The sequence below is a fragment of the Caulobacter sp. LjRoot300 genome, from assembly GCF_964253875.1.
In the GTDB taxonomy this organism is placed as follows: Bacteria; Pseudomonadota; Alphaproteobacteria; order Caulobacterales; family Caulobacteraceae; genus Caulobacter.
Genome location: NZ_CAXUSA020000003.1, coordinates 396,961 through 417,477, shown reverse-complemented (window position 1 = coordinate 417,477; position 20,517 = coordinate 396,961). Strand labels below are relative to the sequence as shown.

The window sequence follows — 20,517 nt, the reverse complement described above, 5'->3', positions numbered from 1 at the left end:
CTCCCCGCCCAATAGGCTAAACCAGCTCCATGCCTTTTGCGGCGCCGCGCGACGCGGCCGTTATCGATATCGGCTCCAACTCGGTCCGCCTCGTGGTGTACCGGCTGGAAGGCCGCGCCATCTGGACGGTGTTCAACGAGAAGGTCCTGGCCGGGCTGGGCCGTGACCTGGGGGCCGGCGGCCGGCTCAATCCCGAAGGCGTGGCCCAAACCCTGGCGGCCCTGAAACGGTTCCGCGCCGTGCTGGAGGCCGTCAAGCCGGCCGAGACCTTCATCGCCGCCACCGCCGCCGTGCGCGAGGCCAAGGACGGCGCGGCCTTCGTCGAGCGGATCAAGGCCGAGACCGGCTTTTCCACCCGCGTGCTGTCGGGCGAGGAAGAGGCCCGCTACGCCGCCGTCGGCGTGCTGGCCGGAACGCCCGACGCCACCGGCGTGGTCGGCGACCTGGGCGGAGCCAGCCTGGAGCTGATCCGCCTGGAGACCACCGGAGCCGGCCTGGGCGTGACCCTGCCGCTGGGCCCGTTCAGCCTGGGCCTGTCGGAGGGCTTCGATCCGGAGCGGGTGCGGCGGCTGTGCGCCCAGCGCCTGGCGCCGGTGGCCCAGGCCTTCAAGACCGACGTCTTCCACGCGGTCGGCGGCGCCTGGCGCAACCTGGCCCTGCTGCACATGCGCCTGACCGGCTATCCGCTGCACGTGGTCCACCAGTATAGCATCGGCCGCGCCGAGGCCCTGGACGCCGCCCGCCTGGTCGCCCACCAGTCCAGGAGCTCGCTCGAGCGCATCGAGGGCATGAGCAAGAAGCGCTCGGAGACCCTGCCCTACGCCGCCGTGGTGCTGGAGCAGCTGATCGAGAGCCTGGACCTCAAGCGCATCGAGATCTCGGCCTACGGCGTGCGCGAGGGCCTGCTGTTTGAGGCCATGCCGCCCCGCGTGCGCCGGCAGGACCCGCTGGTCGAAGGCTGCGCCTCCCTGGGGGCCCGGCAGGGCGTGGCCGACGAACTGGGCGCGGCGCTGGACGCCTGGCTGGCGCCGGCCCTGGCCCAGTTGCCGCCGTGCTTCGGCGAACGCGACCCCGTCCTGGCCTCGGCCGCCTGCCGCCTGGCCGACCTGGGCGCGCGGCTGCACCCGGACCATCGCGCCGACCTGGTGTTCGAACAGGTGCTGCGGGCGCCGATCGCCGGCCAGACCCACGCCGAGCGGGCCTTCCTGGCCGCCGCGGCCTTCGCCCGCCACGCCAGCGCCTTCACCCCGCCGGAACTGGAGGTGCTGGAGCGCCTGCTGTCGCCCGGCCGCCTGAAGCGGGCCCGGGCCCTGGGCGCGGCCATCCGCCTGGGTTGCGACCTGTCGGGCCGCAGCGCGCCGCTGCTGGCCCGGTCGCGACTCGCCATCGACAAGGGCGACCTGCTGCTGGCCGCCGAGCCGGGCTACGCCGACCTGCTGTTGGGCGAGCAGACCGCCAAGAGAGCGGGCGCCCTGGCGACGATCCTAGGCTTGAAGCTTAAAATCACCGCACTTTGAAAACCGCCTTCACAAGGCGCACCTCAGGATTGCGCCGGCCCGGTTCAGGCCGAAAATCCGTCGATCCGCGTAATTTCACGCATTGAAATGGACATTTCGACTCCGCAACATTGCGGGTCAACTCGTGCCGAATTGTGTCAAAATAGCCACGTTACATTTCATTAATGCGACAACTATTGACCGATCGTCCCAATCATCGATAGCCCTGCTGCAACCGCGCTTAGGAAAGCTAAGTCGCAGTCATCGCGGCGCGACGAACCGCGCCTGCATATTTCTGGGGGTCACCGACTTGAGAACTAAACCCACGCGCGCGCGGCTGATGGCCACGACGATGATCTGCGGCGCCGCCGCGACCCTGTTCGCCGCCGGCCAGGCCTCCGCCCAGACCGCCGCCCCGGCCGACCAGACCGAGGTCGAGGAAATCGTCGTCACCGGTTCGCTGTTCCGCCGCACCGACACCGAAACCCCCTCGCCCGTCACGGTCCTGACCTCGCAGAACCTGCAGCGCGCCGGCATGACGACGGCCACGGATGCGATCCGCTCGGTCTCGGCCGACGGCGCCGGCTCGATCGGCACCGGATTCCAGAGCGGCTTCAGCGCCGGCGGTTCGGCCGTTTCGCTGCGCGGCCTGGGCGTCTCGTCGACCCTGGTCCTGGTGGACGGCCTGCGTTCGGCCAACTTCCCGATCAACGACGACGGCCACAACGCCTATGTCGACCTCAACAGCATCCCCTTCAGCCTGATCGACCGGATCGAAGTCCTGAAGGACGGCGCCTCGTCCAGCTATGGCGCCGACGCCATCGGCGGCGTCGTCAACCTGATCCTGAAGAAGCAGTTCGAAGGCGTCTCGGGCAGCGCCGAATTCGGCCAAAGCCAGGAACGCGACGCGCGCCACCAGCGCTTCGACCTGACCCTGGGCTACGGCGACTACGCCGAGAAGGGCTGGAACTTCTACGTCAACGGCGAGTACCAGAAGGACGGCCGCGTCAGCAGCCACAGCCGCGGCTTCCCCTACAACACCCAGGACCTGCGCCCGATCGGCGGCCTGGACAACAACACCGCCGATAGCTCGCTGACGACCGCCACGCCGACCGCCGTCGTCGTGCGCACCACCCAGAGCGACCTGAACAACCCGCTGTCGGGCGGCGTGCAGCCTTTCGCCGACGGGACCTATATCGACTCCAAGGGCGTCACCCAGCCCTACAGCAACTACACGTCGCTGGGCCTGGGAACCTGCCTGGCCGGGACCTACACCGCCACCACGGGCGGCTCGCGCGGCACGGGCTGCAAGTACGACCTGGTCGACCTGTATAACCAGATCCAGCCGAAGCAGGAGCGCTACGCTCTGAACAGCCGCCTGAGCTTCAAGCTGGGCGAGAACGTCGAGGGCTACGTCACTGGCAGCTATTCGTACGATTTCGTCAGCATCAAGAACCAGCCGCGCGCCCTGCGCAACACCCAGCCGTTCGGCGGTTCGGCCTCCCTGGCCTCGACCAACCCCGGCATCGTCCTGCCGGTCTACATCTGCTCGGCCGGCGCGAACTGCGCCACGGCGGCCGACCGTCGCCTGAATCCGAACAATCCCTATGCGACCGCCTTCGCCAACGATCCCTCGAACGGCGCGGCCCGCATCTACTACCTGTTCGGCGACATCCCCGCCGGCAGCGACCGCACCAACGAAGTCTATCGCGGCGCGGCGGGCCTGAAGGGCGACATCGGCGGCGACTGGAACTGGCGCGTGGACGCGGTGGCGGCTCGAGACAACCTGAAGATCGAGCAATACGGCTACCTGAACATCGCCAACCTGCTGAAGTCGATCAACACCGGCAGCTACGACTTCGCCAACCCGGGCAACAACACCCAGGCCGCTCGCGACTTCATCTCGCCGACCGTGACCACGCCGTCGCACTCGACGATGTACTCGCTGGACGCTTCGATCACGAAGGAGCTGTGGGAACTGCCGGGCGGCACGATGCAGCTGGCGGTCGGCGGTCAAGTCCGCAAGGAAGAACTGGTCAACAACAACCAGAACGCCAAGCTGGACACCTATTCGCTGACCACCTCGTCGGCGTTCGGTAAGCACACCGTCACGGCCGGCTATTTCGAAGTGCTCGCGCCGGTCCTGAACCAGCTCGAGATCAACGCCTCGGGCCGCTACGACCACTATTCGGAAGGCTTCAGCCACTTCTCGCCGAAGATCGGCGCCAAGTACACGCCGCTGCGCCAGCTGGCGTTCCGCGGCACCTATTCCAAGGGCTTCCGGGCTCCGACCTTCGCGGAATCGGGCGCGCGCAGCCAATATGCCGGCTTCTCGACCTTCACTCCGCCGGAAACCTTCCAAAACGCCCACGGCGGTCTGACCGCGCCGCCAACCAACAACCCCAACCCCTACGCCCAGGCCTATTCGCTGGGCGGCGGCTATGTCGGCAACCCGGACCTGAAGCCGGAAAAGTCGCGCAGCTTCACCCTGGGCGTGATCGCCGAGCCGACCCCCTGGCTCAGCCTGACCGTCGACTACTACGACGTGAAGAAGTCCGACCTGATCGTGGCCGGTCCGCTGCTGGCCAAGGCCCGCAACGCCTATTACACGGGCACGACCGTCACCAGCGGCTGCGCCGCCGTGGCCGCCGTGGGTCCGGGCTATTCGTGCAACCTGGTCGACGCCATCGACCCGCTGTTCCCGAACGCCCTGCCCCGCGTGCTGATCATCAACGCGCCGTTCGTGAACGCCGACTTCTCCAAGACCTCGGGCGTGGACTTCTCGGCCACCGCCAAGGCCGACCTGCCGTTCGACGCCAAGCTGACCAGCCGCGTCGAGGTCACCCACGTGCTGAAGTACGACCTGCACACGTCCAATGGCGTGCAGAAGTACGCCGGCACGCTGGGCCCGTACCAGCTGTCCTCGGGCAACGGCACGCCGGATTGGCGCGGCAACTGGCAGAACACGATTGAGTGGAGCCGCTACAGCCTGTCGGCGACCGCCTACTATGTCGGCAAGATCAAGTCGGTGGCCGCTGACCAGCGGACCAGCACCGATTGCATCACCGCCAACCAGTATGCGACCGGCGACAAGGCCCTGGGCGAAAAGTTCTGCTACATCAAGAAGTTCGTGAACGTCGACCTGAACGGCACCGCTCAGATCACCGACTCGGTCCAGGTCTATGGCCACGTCGGCAACCTGTTCGACGAGAAGGCCCCGGTCGCGCCGGGCGCCTACGCCAGCGCCCCGAACTTCCTGACGACCTTCCACTATCCCGGCCTGATCGGCCGGACCTTCAAGGTGGGCGTGCGCTTCACCTACTAAGCTTACGCCCGAGACGAATGGACGGGGCCGGTTCCGAAAGGAGCCGGCCCTTTCTTTTCTCCGTCTGGCGCCCGAGGCGACGCCGCCGCGACACGCCGCCGCAGCATAACAGCGCTCGCCGAGCACGGTTTGTTATCCACGGCTCCCGCAAGCTCCACCGATCAACAACGGGGGAGAGCGTCCATGCAGAAGCAGCGGATCGTCGAAGTCGAACACGTCGAAAACCAGATCATCGCCTTTCCGGCGCCGAGCGCGCGGCCTCAGCTGCGGCTCGCCGGCGCCGACGACGTCTCGGTGGTCGGCCCGGCCCGCCGCCTGCAGAACGACCTGGCCCGCGCCTTCGCGGCCGACGCCGGCTGGTCGGTCAAGCGCACGGTGATCGTCGGCTGCGTGTTCCACGGCGTGGTGCTGGCCTCGCTGGCCCTGGCGGCCAGCAATCTTGTCCCGCACATCGCCCGTTAGGACGCTGACGCCCGGCTACGGCAAGCAGGGCTCGGAAACAAAGACGCCGCGACAGTCGAAGGACCGTCGCGGCGCTTTTGTTGGGCGTCTCGTTCCGCGGCCGCGCCGCCATCTTCTCCCGCAAGGAGAGAAGGACCAGGTCCTAGTCGGCCCTGGGCGCCGCGCGTCGGACCTCGACGACCCGCACGCGGGCTCCGTCCAGCACCAGGGCCAGTTCGCCGCGCTTGATCTTCAAGGCGTCCAGGCCAAAGGCCTCGCGCCGCCAGCCGACCAGGGCGGGCGTGTTGGCCTCGTCGTCGGCGGCGATCTTTTCCAGGTCCGAGACCGTGGCGATCAGCTTGGAGGCCACGCCGGCCTCTTCGGCCCGGGCCTTGAGCAGCACCTTCAGCAGCTCGACGACGGCGCCGGCCGAGGCGGGCGGCGGCGGACCGGCTTTGTCGAGCACGGGGGCGTAGCCTTCCGGATCGGCCAGGGCGGCCTTGATGGCCGCCAGCAGGTCGGGCCCGAACTTGGAGCCGCCGAAGCCCTTGGGCACACTGCGCAGGGTGTTGAGGCCCTCCAGGCTGGTCGGGGCCTGGGTAGCCAGCTCGTCGATGGCCTCGTCCTTCAGGATGCGGCCGCGCGGCTGGTCGCGGGTCTGGGCCGTGCGCTCGCGCCAGGCGGCCACGGCCTTGAACACCGCCAGGTACTTGGCCCCGGTCTTGCGCGGACGCAGGCGGCGCCAGGCCTTTTCCGGATCGACGTCGTAGGCGGCCGGGTCGTTGAGCGCCTTCATCTCCTCTTCCACCCAGGCCAGGCGGCCGGCCTTGTCCAGGCGGTCGCGCAGGATGGGGAACAGGGTCGCCAGGTGGGTGACGTCGGCGACGGCGTAGGTCAGTTGGGCGTCGCTGAGCGGGCGGCGGGCCCAGTCGGTGAAGCGGCTGGACTTGTCCAGCTCGATCTTCAGCATCTGGCGGACCAGGGCGTCGTAGGCGATCTGTTCGCCGAACCCGGCGGCCATGCCGGCCACCTGGGTGTCGAACAGCGGCGTCGGCATGGCGTCGAGATTGTTGAAGATCTCGACGTCCTGGCGAGCCGCGTGGAACACCTTCAGGACCGACGGGTCGCGCAGGATGTCCAGCAACGGCGCCAGGTCGATGCCCTCGGCCAGCGGGTCGATACAGGCTTCGGTGTCCGGCGAGGCCACCTGGATCAAGCACAGCTTGGGCCAGTAGGTGGTTTCGCGCATGAACTCGGTGTCCACGGCGATGAAGGGCTGGCCCTTCAACTCATTACAGAACGCCGCCAGCGCGGCGGTAGTGGTGATCGTCGTCATCGGCTGCTAATAGCCTCGCGCACCCCCGAGTCTGCAAGCACAAGCTTGGGGGGGGCGGCAAGTTTCCTTTCAAAAACGGCTCGTTGAGCCGTCTTCGAGCCAGAGCAAGCGCATGAGCGACCCCCAGAACGGCCTCACCTACGCCCAGGCTGGCGTCGATATCGATGCGGGCAACGCCCTGGTCGAGGCGATCAAGCCTCTGGCCAAGGCCACCCGACGCCCTGGCGCCGAGGCGGGCCTGGGCGGTTTCGGCGCCCTGTTCGACCTGAAGGCGGCCGGCTACGACGACCCGCTGCTGGTCTCCACCACCGACGGCGTCGGCACCAAGCTGCGCATCGCCATCGACACCGGCATGCACGCCACGGTCGGCATCGACCTGGTGGCCATGTGCGTCAACGACCTGCTGGCCCAGGGCGCCGAACCGCTGCTGTTCCTCGACTATTTCGCCACCGGCAAGCTGGACGTCGCGACCGCCACCAGCGTGGTGGCCGGCATCGCCGACGGCTGCAAGCTGGCCGGCGCGGCCCTGGTGGGCGGCGAGACGGCCGAGATGCCGGGCATGTACGGCGACGGCGAATACGACCTGGCCGGCTTCTCGGTCGGGGCGGTCGAGCGCGACGGCGTGCTGCCCAAGCTGGACCGGCAGCGGGCCGGCGACCTGATCATCGGCGTCGGCTCGTCGGGCCCGCACTCCAACGGCTACAGCCTGGTGCGCCGCGTGGTCGAGCGCTCGGGCCTGGCCTGGGACGCTCCTGCCCCGTTCGCCGAGGGAAAGACCTTGGCCGAGGCGCTGATGGCCCCGACCCGCATCTATGTGAAGTCGATCCTGCCCCTGCTGCAGTCGGGCCGCGTCAAGGGCGGCGCCCACATCACCGGCGGCGGCCTGATCGAGAACCCGCCGCGCTGCATCGCCGAGGGCCTGGTCCCCGAGTTCGACTGGAACGCCTGGCCCCTGCCCCCGGTCTTCGACTGGCTGCAGCGCGAGGGCGGCATTTCCGACCACGAGCTGCGCCGCACCTTCAACTGCGGCGTCGGCTTCATCCTGGTGGTGGCGGCGTCCGACGCCGAGCCGGTGCTGGCGGCGCTGCTGAACGCGGACGAAGACGCCTTCATCTGTGGGCAGCTGGTAGCGGGCTAACCCCCTCCGTCGGCTTCGCCGCCACCTCCCCCAGAGGGGGAGGATCCAGCATCGCAAATCCTCCCCCTCTAGGGGAGGTGGCCCAGAGGGCCGGAGGGGGACTTCCGTTGACCCAACGCACCAAAGTCGCCGTCCTGATCTCCGGCCGGGGCTCCAACATGGAGGCCCTGGTCCGCGCCGCCCAGGACCCGGCCTGCCCGTTCGCGGTCGCCCTGGTGCTGTCCAACAAGCCCGAGGCCGGCGGCCTGGTCACGGCGGCGGAGGCCGGGATCGAGGCCCTGGCCGTTGACCAACGCGCCTTCGGCAAGGACCGCGAGGCCCACGAGCGGGCCATCGACGCCGCCCTGCGCGAACGCGGGATCCAGGTCGTCGCCCTGGCCGGCTACATGCGCATCCTCACCCCGTTCCTGGTCGAGGCCTGGGCGGGCCGGATGCTCAACATCCACCCGTCCCTGCTGCCGAAATATCCCGGCCTGGACACCCACGGCCGCGCCCTGGCCGCCGGCGAGGTCGAGGCCGGCTGCACCGTCCACCTGGTCACCGCCGGCGTCGACGAGGGCCCCGTACTGGGCCAAGCCCGCGTGCCGATCCTGCCGGGCGACACCGAGCACATGCTGAGCGACCGGGTGCTGGAGCAGGAGCACCAGCTGTATCCGGCGACCCTGGCGCAGTTCGTGCGCGGACTCTAAGCGCCCCGACTTGCACGAGGGCGAACAAGGCGCACCTTGGACGCCGCGAAAAGCGGCGCGGGTTGCGTTTCAAAACGGCGCCCCGGCCTCTTGGCGCGCGCGCCGTGTCGCCACGAATTGACGCAAGCCCGGTTGCGGATCCTGCTGGGGGCGCTCTCGCGGGAGAGACCGGGCCTGGCCCGGCGCTGAAGGCGAAACCGCCCCGGAAACGCTCAAGCAGAAGGACCGCGACGGCCTCGAAACGCTGGAAAGCAGGGCGCGTCTGCGTGCGCCCTCGCCGAAGGAGCAAGGCGATTCCGCATCGCTGAATCTCTCAGGCGCCAAGGACAGCGGGGGTGCGGAAGGCGGGCCACGACGGTCCGTCGCGACACCCCTCGGCTGCCCATGACCTGAACAGACGTCCTGACGCTCCATTCCGAAAAAGCTCACACCACCTCAACACGATGACCTGAACGGTTATCGTGAGATATCCATTTGCAATACCAATATAAACCATTTCCAATGTTCATAATTTAGACACGAGTGCGCACGGCCTGGACTTGCTTTTATTTTGTCGTCGCAAACAGCTTTTCTGAATTTACCGCGATAGACGGACCGCCGAGCTTGCCCCCGTCAAAAAGATTGGGGATAGTCATGACGAACACGCGTCCTTCGCCGGCCCTGCGCCGCTTCCGGGCCCTGCTGCTGGCCGCTTCGGTGCTGGGCGGCGCGACGCCGGCCCTGGCCCAGGAGGCCGACAAGGCCTCGACGGTCGACGAACTGGTGGTGACCGGGGCCCGGGTGTCCGAGGCCAGCGTCGCCATCGGCACCGACCACGCCACCGCCACGGTGTCGATCACCCGCGAGGCCCTGCTGTCGGCCCCGGCCGGCGTCACCGGCCTGAAGATGCTGGAGTCCCTGCCCGGCTTCAACGTCCAGGCCAATGACGCCCTGGGCATGTACGAGTTCGGCAACTCGGTCTCGGTGCGGGCCTTCAACTTCCAGCAGATCGGCTTTCTGCTGGACAATATCCCGATGGGCCGCAGCGACCAGTTCGGCGGCAGCCCGATCTACCGCTATGTCGACAACGAGAACCTGCTGCGGGTGACGGCCTCGGCCGGGGCCGGCGACGTGGCCCTGCCCAGCTACGCCTCGCTGGGCCCGATCGTCGACTACTTCACCCAGAAGCCATCCGAGACCGCCGGCGGCTCGGCCAGCTTCACGCTCGGCAGCGACGCCCTCAAGCGCGGCTTCCTGCGCCTGGAGTCCGGCAAGGTCGGCCCGCTGTCGGGCTATGTCAGCGGCTCGTGGATCAAGGGCGACCTGTGGCGCGGCCCGGGCACGATCGACCGCAAGCACTACGAGGGCAAGCTGCGCTACGACCTGCCCAACGGCGGCGACCTCAGCTTCCAGACCGTCCACAACGACTATTACGACTACGACAGCCCCTCGATCACCAAGGCGCAGTACGCCGGCACGGCGGGCGACATCTTCGGGCGCAAGGGCCGCAGCTTCGCCTATCTGGGCGCCGTACCGCTGTCCGTGCCGCTCGGCACGCCGCTGATCGTCCCGACCGCCAGCCTGCCGCAGACCGTGGCGGGGATCGTCTATTCGAACCCCAACTACGCCAACTATTACAAGTTCGCGGTCAACAAGCGGAAGGACCACCTCTACGGCCTGACCCTGAACACCCCGATCACCGACGCGATCGACCTGACCACGACGGCCTATTACGAGGACAAGGGCGGCTATGGCGTCTCGCCCGAGGACTATGCGACCTCCAAGGGCAATTACGACGCCGAGGTGGCCGCCGGCCTGACGGGACTGACCGCGCCCAAGGGCTTGCAGTACGGCCTCTCGGCCATCGACGGCACGCGCAAGGGGATCACGGCCAAGGGCAGCTGGAAGTTCGGCTTCAACAAGCTGGAGGCCGGCGTCTGGCTGGAGAAGGACGACTATCACCGCACCCAGGCGCGCTACAACACCGTCAACGGCGACCCCGACGGCGCGCCGCTGCTGAACGAACCGGTCCACCTGCAGCGCGACTATGTCTCGACCCGCGACACGACCCAGTTCTTCCTGAAGGACACCCTCAGCCTGCTGGACGAGAACCTGAAGCTGGAGCTGGGCTTCAAGACGCTCGACGTCGATTACAACATCCACGGCAAGCGCCAGATCGCCGACTACCGGACCGGCCGGACGCCGTCGATCGACGCCAATTGGAAGGATGATTTCCTGCCTCAGGTCGGCCTGGTCTACAGCGTCAATTCGCGCGACCAGGTCTTCGCGTCCTATTCGGAGAACATGGCCCTGCCGCGCGGCGCCGACGACGTGTTCTCGGCCGCCAGCCCCAGCGCGCCGGGCCCCAAGCCCGAGACCTCGACCAATCTGGAGCTGGGCTACCGGGCCAACCGCTCGACCTTCAACGCCTCGTTCGTGGCCTACAAGACCGAGTTCAAGAACCGCCTGCAGCAGTTCAACGCCGTGGTGCCCGGCAGCGTTACGCTGGAGAGCTTCTATCAGAATGTCGGGGCGGTGAAGGCGTCGGGCGCCGAGTTCAGCGGTCAATGGAAGCCCGACCTGCTGGGCGGCAAGATCTATTTCAACGCCAACCTCTCCTACAACAAGTCCAAGTTCCAGGACGACGTCCTGAACTATCGGTCCAGCGCCACGGCCACGCCCGTCACCCTGGCGACCAAGGGCAAGGTCGTGCCGGACTTCCCCGAATGGCTGTTCCAGGGCGGGGTGACGGTCGAGCCGACCGACGGGGTGGTGTTCAACGTCTCGGCCCGCCACATCGACGACCGCTTCACCAACTTCATCAACAACGAGACCACCAAGGGCTATACGATCGTCAACGCCTATCTCGACCTGGGCGACGGCTTCGGAGCCGGGCCGTTCGAGCAGATCAAGGCGCGGGTCAATGTCGATAACATCTTCGACAAGGACTATCTGGGCACCATCAACACCACGGTGACCACCCCGGCCAGCTTCCGGCCCGGCTCGCACCGGACGATCCAGTTCACCCTCTCCGCCGACTTCTAGGTCCACGTTCCGGCCGGTCCCCCTCAAGCAAAAAAGGGGGACCGGCCGGACAGCGTTCGAGTGCATCCATGACCCGATCCATCCTGCTGGCCGCCGTCTCAGCCCTCGCCCTGGTCACCAGCGCCGCCCCAAACGCCCAGGCCGCCGAAACCGCCGCCTCGGCCCGCGCTATCCACGAAAGCCTGCTGACTCTCGACACCCACCTGGACACCCCGGCCAATTTCGGCCGACCAGGCTGGGACATCCTGGACCGCCACGACGCGGCCAAGGACGGTTCGCAGATCGACTATCCGCGCATGGTCGAGGGCGGGCTGGATGGCGGCTTCTTCGCCATCTACACGCCCCAGGGGCCGCGCACGCCCGAGGCGACCCGCGCCGCCCGCGACGCGGCCTTGATCCGCGGCGTCGAGATCCGCGAGATGGTCGCCAAGCACGGCGACAAGTTCGGCCTGGCTCTGAAGGCCGACGACGCCGCGACGATCGCCGCCCAAGGCAAACGCGTCGTGTTCATCAGCATCGAGAACAGCTACCCAATCGACGGCGACGTCACCTTGCTGTCGGCCTTCTACGCGATGGGCGTGCGGATCAGCGGCCTGGCCCACTTCAAGAACAACGACATGGCCGACTCGTCCACGGACAAGCCCGAGTGGCATGGCCTGTCGCCTCTGGGGAAGCAGTTCGTGGCCGAGGCCAACCGCCTGGGCCTCGTGCTAGACGGCTCGCACTCGTCCGACGACGTGCTGGACCAGCTGATCGCCCTGTCCAAGACCCCGGTGATCCTGACCCATTCGGGCTGCAAGGCGGTGTTCGACCATCCGCGCAACATCGACGACACCAGGATCAAGGCCCTGGCCGACAGCGGCGGGGTGATCCAGGTCGACGCCTATTCCAGCTACTTGATCGACACCCCCAAGAACCCCGATCGCGAGGCGGCCATGGCCGCCCTGATGGCCAAGGCCGGGGCCCGCGCGAAAATGACCGAGGACCAGCGCGCCGCCTTCATGGCGGAATACAAGGCGATCGAGGCCAAGTGGCCGGTCCGCAAGGCCACCTTCGAGGACTTCATGAACCACCTGAACCACGCCCTGAAGGTGGCCGGCGTCGACCATGTCGGCATCGGCCTGGACTTCGACGGCGGCGGCGGGGTCACGGGCCTCAATGATGCGAGCAGCTACTGGAAGATCAGCGAGCGCCTGCTGGCCGAGGGCTACACCAAGGCCGACCTGGAAAAGATCTGGAGCGGCAACGTCCTGCGCCTGCTGCGCGCGGCCGAGGCGGCGAAGGCGCCGACCGGGTGAGCCGTCATCCCGGCGAGTACTCAGGCGCCGCGGACGGTAGACATTGAAGGTTGTTCTTCGGCGAGCGCCGTGCGTCCTTCGAGGCTTCGCTACGCTACGCACCTCAGGATGAGGAGCGTTGTTGCTGAATTCCTCATCCTGAGACGCCCTCCAGAGGAGGGCCTCGAAGGACGCACGGCGGTTCCCAACCTGAACCGTTCAACTGCCCAAACCTTCTAAGCCGCCCGCCGCTCCCGCCAAGCCTTGACCGCCGCCAGGATCGCGACCAGTCCCGCCGCCGCCCACAGCGCCAGGACGCCGACCCGCAGATACGCCGCCGCGCCCAGGGCGCCGCCGAGACTGAGGCCCGCCCACAGCAGGGCATAGGGGCCCCAGGCCCAGCGGTCGCCGCCGGCCAGGGCCGCGGCGATCCGCTGGCCGGCCTTGACCAGGGCGCCGGTCATGTAGGTCAGCCCGACGCCCACGTCGCCGTCGCGCTGGAACACCGCGTTCTCCGCGCCCATGGCCAGGACCATGGTCGCCACGCCGACCGAATCGAAGCCGGCGGAGATCAGGGCCGCCGCCGCGGCGAGCAGCGCCGCCTCCAGCGCCAGGACCACCGAACGCCGCTGCTCGCCCGCCGTCCGCGCCGCCAGCGCGCCCAGCACCACGCCGGCCACGAACAGGCCGATCAGCGTCAAGGCCGTGCGGACCGTCGCCCACTGGCCGGTGGCGATCCCGACGCCCAGCCGCGTGGAGTTGCCGCTCATGAACGAGACGAAGAACCCGCCCAGCTTCAGAAAGCCGATGGCGTCGACATAACCGGCGACCGCCGAAAGCCCGGCCGCCAGGGCGACGTCGCGGCGGCGATAGTCCTTCATGGTCGTTGCCCCGGTTCGATACCAACCTGATCGTCACCGATCCGGGGCGGCCTTCGCAACAAAAAGGCCGGCGGATCGCTCCGCCGGCCTCTTGCTGTCGATAAGGCGAAAGCCTTAGCCGACGATTTCTTCGTCCTTGAAGAACTGGGCGATCTCGATCGCGGCGTTCTCCAGGCTGTCCGAACCGTGGACCGAGTTCTCGCCGATCGACAGGGCGAACAGCTTGCGGATCGTGCCTTCGTCGGCGTTGTCCGGGTTGGTGGCGCCCATCACTTCGCGGTACTTCAGGACGGCGTTGTCGCCTTCCAGCACCTGGACGACGACCGGCTCGGCCGTCATCTGGGCGACCAGTTCGCCGTAGAACGGACGCTCGGCGTGGACTTCGTAGAACTTCTTGGCCTGGGCTTCGGTCAGCTTGACGCGACGCTGGGCGACGATCCGCAGACCGGCCTCTTCGATGACGGCGTTGATCTTGCCCGTCAGGTTGCGACGCGTGGCGTCAGGCTTGATGATCGAGAAGGTGCGTTCGGTCATGATCCGAAAATCTCACAGAGAAAGTTTGTCGATTGGGAGGTTGCGGGCTTATAGCCGGGCGCCTCCTCCCCGCCAACCCGCCGCGTAACCTTAAATCAAATGCTCCAGATCAACGACCTGACCTTCGACGCCTGGGGTCGGCGGTTCTTCGACCACGCCAGCGTGAGTCTGCCGCCCGGCGCCAAGGTTGGACTGATCGGTCGCAACGGCGTGGGCAAGTCGACCCTGTTCAAGCTGATCCTGGGCCAGCTGCACGCCGGCGACGACGAGATCAGCCTGCCCAAGAGCGCGCGGATCGGCTCGGTCGACCAGGAGCACCCGGCCACGCCCTTCACCCTGCTGGACACCGTGCTCGAGGCCGACGAGGAGCGCCACCGGCTGCTGACCAGCCTGGACACCGCCGCCCCCGAGGACATGGGCGAGATCTGGGCCCGGCTGATCGAGATCGACGCCGACGCCGCCCCGGCCAAGGCCTCGGAAATCCTGGTCGGCCTGGGCTTCACCCAGGAGGACCTGGCCCGGCCGATGGCCGAGTTCTCGGGCGGCTGGCGCATGCGCGTGGCCCTGGCCGCGGCGCTGTTCGCCGAGCCCGACATGCTGCTGCTGGACGAACCGACCAACTATCTGGACCTGGAAGGCGCCCTGTGGCTGGAGGCCCGCCTCCAGAAGTACCCGCACACCGCCCTGATCGTCAGCCACGACCGCGAGCTGCTCAACAACAGCTGCACCCACATGCTGCACCTGGCCGGCGGCAAGCTGGAGCTCTACACCGGCGGCTACGACGACTTCGAGCAGCGCCGCGCCGAGAAGGCCCGCCTGCAGCTGTCGGCCAAGGCCAAGCAGGACGCCGAGCGCGCCCACCTGCAGGCTTTCGTCGACCGCTTCAAGGCCAAGGCCTCCAAGGCGGCGCAAGCGCAGTCCCGCATGAAGCGCCTGGCCAAGATGCAGCCGGTGGCCACCACGATCGAGGAGCGCGTCGCCCCCTTCACCCTGCCCTCGCCGCCGCGGCCGCTGCCGCCGCCGTTGATCCGGCTGGAACGCGCCAATGTCGGTTACGAGGAAGGCCGACCCATCCTCAAGAACCTCAACCTGCGCATGGATCTGGACGACCGCATCGGCCTGCTGGGCGTCAACGGCGCGGGCAAGTCGACCTTCGCCAAGATGATCGCCGGGGCGCTGGGCGTGCAGTCGGGCGAGTTCCATCGCGACCGCAAGATGAAGGTCGGTTGGTTCCACCAGCACCAGATCGAGGCGATGGATCCCGAGGACACCCCGCTGGAGATCATCCGCCGGGCCATGCCGGACGCCTCGGAAAGCTCGCGTCGTTCGAAACTGGCGCAGTTCGGCCTGGGCTTCGAGAAGCAGGAGACCAAGGTCGAGAGCCTCTCTGGCGGTGAGCGGGCCCGCCTGCTGCTGAACCTGGTGGCGATGGACGCCCCGCACATGCTGATCCTCGACGAGCCGACCAACCACCTGGACATCGACAGCCGTCGGGCCCTGCTGGACGCCCTGAACGACTACGAGGGCGCGGTGATCCTGATCACCCACGACCGCTCGCTGATGGAGCTGGTCGCCGACCGCCTGTGGCTGGCCGCCGACGGCACGGTCAAGCCGTTCGACGGCGACATGGACGAGTACGCCAGGTTCGTGCTCGACCGCGCCAAGCAGGCGGTGAAACCGACCCAGGTGGCCCGCGAGCCGGCCAAGGCCGAGCCCGCCGCCGCGCCGAAGAAGACCGTCGCCATCGAGCCGCTGAAGCGCAAGATCGAGGCCGCCGAGCAGGTCGTCACCCGCACCACCCGCCAGGTCGCCGAGTTCGACGCCCAACTGGCCGATCCGGCGCTATACAAGAACCCGGCCAAGGTCGCCGAACTGACCAAGCGCCGCGACGCCGCCAAAGCCAAGCTGGACGAGGCCGAGGCCACCTGGATGAGCCTGGCCGAGGAGCTGGCCGCGGCCGAGGCCTGATCGGACTCATCTCATCAGACCTGTTGGGCGAACCTCACTTGAGGTTGCAATGGGCGGATGAACCGATAGTCTCCGGCCGCTTTTATATTTAAGCTTCGAAGCCTCAGGGGAGTTCTGGTCATGGCCACGATCAACGGTACGGCGGGCAACGACACGCTCACGGGCACAGCGGACCCCGACACGATCAATGGCTTGGCTGGCGATGACCTGCTGAGCGGCCTGGACGGCGACGACGTCCTGAACGGCGGCGCCGGCAAGAACCGGCTGGAAGGCGGCGCGGGGTTCAACACCGCCACCTATCTGGACGCCACCACGGCGGTGACCGTCTCGTTGGCCACCACGGCCTACCAGGACACCGGCTACAGCAACGACCAACTGGTCAGCATCCAGAAGCTTGTCGGTTCACTGTTCGGCGACCACCTGGCGGGCGGCGCGGGTAACGACACGCTGGACGTCGGCGGCGACATCGTCACCAGCGGCAATCAAAGCTACACCTACGCCAATGTCGGCGACATCCTGGATGGCGGCGACGGCAATGACACCCTGCTTGCCAACGGTAACAGCAACGGCGACGTCCTGAACGGCGGCGCGGGCGACGACACCATCACGGTCGGGTTTTCCGGCACAGGCATTGGCTACTACCCCGCGCTGGTCGCCATCGACGGCGACGCGGTGATGATCAACGGCGGCGATGGCGCCGACACGCTCCGCGCGGTGTCCCACGCGATCATCGACGGCGGCGCCGGTGACGACGTCATCACCATCGGCACGGGGCCACGCAACGCCGTTGAAACACGCCCCGCCACCTATTATGCGCCCCCCGGCACCGACACGACCGTACGGCTGACTGGCGGCGCGGGCCACGACACCTTCGCCATCTTCAATCCCATGGCGACCGCCATCATTACTGATTTCGTGATCGGCGAGGACAAGCTCGATGTGCGTGGCAGCCGCAATGCCAGCGGAGACAATCAGACCACGATTTATGCCGGCCAGCAGGGCGCCGATACGATCTTCTTTTCGTCCGACAACTGGAACTTCATCCTGGCACGCCTGCCCAATACGGACGCCAGCCTGCTCTCGGCCGCCGACTTCGTCGGCTATGCTCCGCCAGCCACCTATCTCTATGGGACCAGCGGCGCGGATGAACTGCACGGAACCGGCGCGGCCTTGGTCTACGGCGCCGAGGGCGACGACATCCTGTTCGCGGGCGCGGCGGGCTCCACCCTGCGCGGCGGCGCCGGCGCCGACACCCTGGTCAGCGGCGCGGGCGACGACACGCTTTATGGCTACGGCGCGGCCGGCGCGGACGCCGCCACCATCACCGACACCGTCGATTATCGCGACGCCACGGCGGCCGTGGCTGTGGCGCTCAACGCCGGTAGCGCGACCGGCGGCGGCGGGAACGATACCCTCATCGGCATCCGGAACGTCACCGGGTCGGCTTTCAACGACACGATGACCGCCCGCTTCGACGGCTCCAAACTCGACGGAGCGGCGGGTGACGACGTCCTGGTCGGCCTGGGCGAGGCAGACGTGCTGTGGGGAGGCCTGGGGGCCGACACCCTGACCGGCGGCGGCGGGGCCGACACCTTCGCCTTCGGTCCAGGCCAGTCGACCAGCGAGGCGGTCGACACCATTACCGACTTCCAGACCAAGCTGGATCGCATCGACCTGACAGCGCTGGCCCCGACAGCAGTTTCGCTGGTGCGGGTCGGCGCCGACACTCTGGTCTTCGCCAACAGCGTTAGCGGCCCACAGACCGTGATCGGCGTAAACGGCGTGATCAACGGCGGCGACATCTTCGTCGCCGGTCAGGGCGTGGCGGTGACCATGGTCGGCGACACCGGCGCCGACACCTTGATCGGCGGCGCCGTCAACGACACCCTGGACGGCGGCGCGGGCGACGACGTGCTGATCGGCGGCCTGGGCGGCGACGCCTTGACCGGCGGGGCCGGCGCCGACAACTTCAAGTACGAAAGCCTGGCCCAGAGCGTGTCGGGCGGCAGCGACCTGATCACCGACTTCCAGACCGGCGTCGACAAGATCGACTTCACCGCCATCGCACCTGACACGGTGACCATCCTGCGTAGCGGCGGCTCCAGCTTCATCTACGCCACCGACGGCTTGGGCCACCAACTGGAGTTGGCCTCGCTGACCGACGTCAACGCCGCCGACGTGGTGACCGGCGGTTCGGCCGCCGGCGTGAACCTGACTGGCGGGGCCGGCGACGACCTGCTGATCGGCGCGGCGGGCCGGGACAACTTTCTGGGCTATGACGGCGCCGACATCCTGCTCGGGGGCAGCGGGGCCGACAACCTGACCGGCGGCGCCGGCGCCGACATCTTCCGCTATACCCAGGCCCTGGACTCCACCGGCGCGGCCCAGGACGTGATCACCGACTTCGTCAGCGGCGTCGACAAGATCGAGCTGAACCTGTCGGTGACCGAGGTGTCGCTGGTGCGCCTGGGTTCGGCCACCTTCATCTTCGCCAACACCCCCAACGGCGCGATGCAGATCGGCGTCAACAGCGACGTCAACATCTCCGACCTGGTGCTGCAGACCCCGCGCGGGGTCTATCTGATCGGCGACGGCGATTCCGAGACCCTGACCGGCGGGGCGCTGAACGACGTGATCCAGGCCGGCGACGGCGTCGATCTGGTGACCGGCGGCGGCGGCGGCGACGCCCTCTGGGGCGGCGCGGGCGCGGACACCTTCAAGTATCTGCTGGCCTCGGACTCCAACACCGCCGGGTCAGACACGATCTTCGACTTCCAGACGGGAAGCGACAAGATCGACCTGACCGGCCTGGCGCCGACCGAGGTCAGCATCGTGCGGTCGGGCGGCTCCAGCTTCCTGTTCATCAACGGTCCGGGCGGCGCCAGCCAGCTGGCCGCCACCGGCGATGTCAACGCCAACGACCTGGTGCTGGGCTCCAACCTCAGCACCTATGTGATCGGCGACGACACGGCCAACGTCCTGGTCAGCGGCGCCCAGACCGACATCCTGCAGGCTGGCGGGGGCGCCGACACGCTGACCGGTGGCGGGCTCAGCGACCTTATGTGGGGCGGCGCGGGCGCGGACGTCTTCAAGTACCTGGCCGCCACGGATTCCAACGCCGCGGGCGCCGACTCGATCTTCGACTTCCAGTCGGGGATCGACAAGCTGGACCTGTCGGCGGTGCGCACCGGCGCCAGCGACACCATCGGCGTGCTCAGCAGCGGCGGCTCGACCTTCGTCTTCGTCGATCTGCATGGGGACGGCGTCGGCGACATGGTCATCCAATTGACCAACACCGCTTCGATCACCTCCAACGACTATATTTTCTAGAGTGAACGCCGGTTTTCCGGAAAGCGACGGAAAACAAGAAACTAGGGCCGGTCGCATGATGCTCATGTCGGGCGGCCGGCCCTAGAGCATCGCGCGGAAAAGCGGACGCCGGTTTTCCGAAAAAGCGATGTGAAAACAAAAGCCTAGAGCAAACCGCGCGATTCCTATATCGCGCGGTTTGCTCTAGGCGGCGCAACCCAGAGGGCGTGGTGAACACCGCGTCAACCACGTCTCTTAGCTATTCCGTCAGAGGAGCAGCTATATCCCTGCGGGCATGAGCCCAGTCCCTGTGTCTCGCAACCACATCGTCGCCAACCCCGAGGGCCTGTCCGCCCCCGTGGTGCTGGCCGCCTTCGGCGACTGGCTGGACCAGCGCCTGGCCGAGGCCATGCGACTGGACATGGACCTGGCGTTCCGCGACCGCCCGTTCGACGTCGAGATCGGCCGCGCGCCGGCCCTGGTCGGCTGGGAGCACCGCTACCTGCAGCCGGGCGCCCCGCCGCCCCAGGGCAGGATGTGGACGGTCTATCGCCTGCAGGACCAGAGCGGACGCCCCGCCCCGCTTCCGCTCAAGGCCGACGACTACGCCGACACGCTGACGCCGTTGCTCGGCGAGCTGGGCTATCTGGGGATCTTCGACGGCGAACCGGCGCTGTTCCCGGGCGTGGGGACGCGATAGGCCTTTCCTGTCGCGCGACGCCGTCAGCGCCGCAGGATCTTGTCCATCGCCCTTCCCTTGGCCAGTTCGTCGACCAGCTTGTCCAGATAACGGATCTCCCGCATCAGCGGATCGGCGACCTCCTCCACCCGGACGCCGCAGACCAAGCCCTTGATATTGGCCCGCGCCGGGTTCAGGCCCGGCGCCGTGGCGAAGAACGTCTCGAAGTCGGTCTTGTTGGTCAGCTGCGCGTCGAACGCCTCGCGACTGAAGCCGGTCAGCCAGAGGATGATCTCATTGACCTCGGCCCTGGTGCGCCCCTTCCTCTCCGCCTTGGCGACATAGAGCGGATAGACGCTCGCGAAGCTGGTTCCGTAGAGTCGATGCCTGGTCATCATGAACCCTTCCGCCTTGCGACCG

At 67.7% G+C, this 20,517-nt stretch carries 14 protein-coding genes and 1 riboswitch; of the genes, 10 read left to right on the top strand and 4 right to left on the bottom strand.

From position 1 onward, the window contains the following. Window positions 1-29: 29 nt before the first annotated feature. The 3 genes from ACSQ2G_RS12035 to ACSQ2G_RS12025 all read left to right on the top strand — a co-directional run bounded on the left by ACSQ2G_RS12035 (window position 30) and on the right by ACSQ2G_RS12025 (window position 5,283). Window positions 30-1,517 carry a Ppx/GppA phosphatase family protein gene (locus ACSQ2G_RS12035; protein WP_436031108.1) on the top strand — a complete coding sequence of 496 codons (1,488 nt, stop codon included), beginning with the start codon at window positions 30-32 and terminating at the stop codon, window positions 1,515-1,517. Between the two features lie 319 nt (window positions 1,518-1,836). Further along, window positions 1,837-4,821 (top strand): TonB-dependent receptor plug domain-containing protein, encoded by a 2,985-nt coding sequence (locus ACSQ2G_RS12030; RefSeq protein ID WP_436031106.1) that lies wholly within the window; start codon window positions 1,837-1,839, stop codon window positions 4,819-4,821. A gap of 183 nt (window positions 4,822-5,004) precedes the next feature. Further along, entirely contained in the window at window positions 5,005-5,283 is a 279-nt protein-coding gene (locus tag ACSQ2G_RS12025) for a hypothetical protein (RefSeq protein WP_436031105.1), read from the top strand. 142 nt (window positions 5,284-5,425) lie between these two features. On the opposite strand, the gene rnd is transcribed toward ACSQ2G_RS12025, so the two are convergent. Then, on the bottom strand, window positions 5,426-6,598 hold the full coding sequence (gene rnd / locus ACSQ2G_RS12020; RefSeq protein ID WP_436031104.1) for a ribonuclease D: 1,173 nt from the start codon (window positions 6,596-6,598) through the stop codon (window positions 5,426-5,428). 112 nt (window positions 6,599-6,710) lie between these two features. Here rnd and purM point away from each other — a divergent pair, with 112 nt between their 5' ends. The 4 genes from purM (at window position 6,711) to ACSQ2G_RS12000 (ending at window position 12,747) form a co-directional block, all read left to right on the top strand. Then, window positions 6,711-7,736, top strand: a complete 1,026-nt coding sequence (purM, locus tag ACSQ2G_RS12015; RefSeq protein WP_436031103.1) for a phosphoribosylformylglycinamidine cyclo-ligase — start codon at window positions 6,711-6,713, stop codon at window positions 7,734-7,736. 107 nt (window positions 7,737-7,843) lie between these two features. Beyond that, window positions 7,844-8,425: a phosphoribosylglycinamide formyltransferase gene (gene purN / locus ACSQ2G_RS12010; protein WP_436031102.1), complete on the top strand. Its 582-nt coding sequence runs from the start codon at window positions 7,844-7,846 to the stop codon at window positions 8,423-8,425. Window positions 8,426-8,659: 234 nt separating this feature from the next. Continuing rightward, a riboswitch (glycine riboswitch) is annotated at window positions 8,660-8,765 on the top strand. A gap of 281 nt (window positions 8,766-9,046) precedes the next feature. Next, window positions 9,047-11,449, top strand: coding sequence for a TonB-dependent receptor (locus ACSQ2G_RS12005; RefSeq protein ID WP_436031101.1), 2,403 nt, complete (start codon window positions 9,047-9,049; stop codon window positions 11,447-11,449). Between the two features lie 68 nt (window positions 11,450-11,517). Beyond that, entirely contained in the window at window positions 11,518-12,747 is a 1,230-nt protein-coding gene (locus ACSQ2G_RS12000; protein WP_436031100.1) for a dipeptidase, read from the top strand. Window positions 12,748-12,962: 215 nt separating this feature from the next. Here ACSQ2G_RS12000 and ACSQ2G_RS11995 read toward each other — a convergent pair whose 3' ends face one another. Both ACSQ2G_RS11995 and ndk read right to left on the bottom strand, forming a co-directional pair. Continuing rightward, window positions 12,963-13,607, bottom strand: coding sequence for a YoaK family protein (locus ACSQ2G_RS11995; RefSeq protein ID WP_436031099.1), 645 nt, complete (start codon window positions 13,605-13,607; stop codon window positions 12,963-12,965). 114 nt (window positions 13,608-13,721) lie between these two features. Beyond that, window positions 13,722-14,141: a nucleoside-diphosphate kinase gene (ndk, locus tag ACSQ2G_RS11990; protein ID WP_436031098.1), complete on the bottom strand. Its 420-nt coding sequence runs from the start codon at window positions 14,139-14,141 to the stop codon at window positions 13,722-13,724. Window positions 14,142-14,240: 99 nt separating this feature from the next. Between ndk and ACSQ2G_RS11985 the strand changes: the two genes are divergently transcribed. From ACSQ2G_RS11985 to ACSQ2G_RS11975, 3 genes are all read left to right on the top strand, one after another. Beyond that, a complete protein-coding gene (locus ACSQ2G_RS11985) occupies window positions 14,241-16,109 on the top strand; it encodes an ABC-F family ATP-binding cassette domain-containing protein (protein WP_436031097.1) in 1,869 nt (622 codons plus the stop codon). 120 nt (window positions 16,110-16,229) lie between these two features. Continuing rightward, a complete protein-coding gene (locus ACSQ2G_RS11980) occupies window positions 16,230-19,439 on the top strand; it encodes a beta strand repeat-containing protein (protein ID WP_436031096.1) in 3,210 nt (1,069 codons plus the stop codon). A gap of 274 nt (window positions 19,440-19,713) precedes the next feature. Continuing rightward, window positions 19,714-20,118 (top strand): hypothetical protein, encoded by a 405-nt coding sequence (locus ACSQ2G_RS11975; protein WP_436031095.1) that lies wholly within the window; start codon window positions 19,714-19,716, stop codon window positions 20,116-20,118. A gap of 23 nt (window positions 20,119-20,141) precedes the next feature. On the opposite strand, the gene ACSQ2G_RS11970 is transcribed toward ACSQ2G_RS11975, so the two are convergent. Continuing rightward, complete coding sequence (locus tag ACSQ2G_RS11970; protein WP_436031094.1) at window positions 20,142-20,492, bottom strand: DUF2200 domain-containing protein; 351 nt, start codon at window positions 20,490-20,492, stop codon at window positions 20,142-20,144. Between the last annotated feature and the right edge of the window lie 25 nt (window positions 20,493-20,517).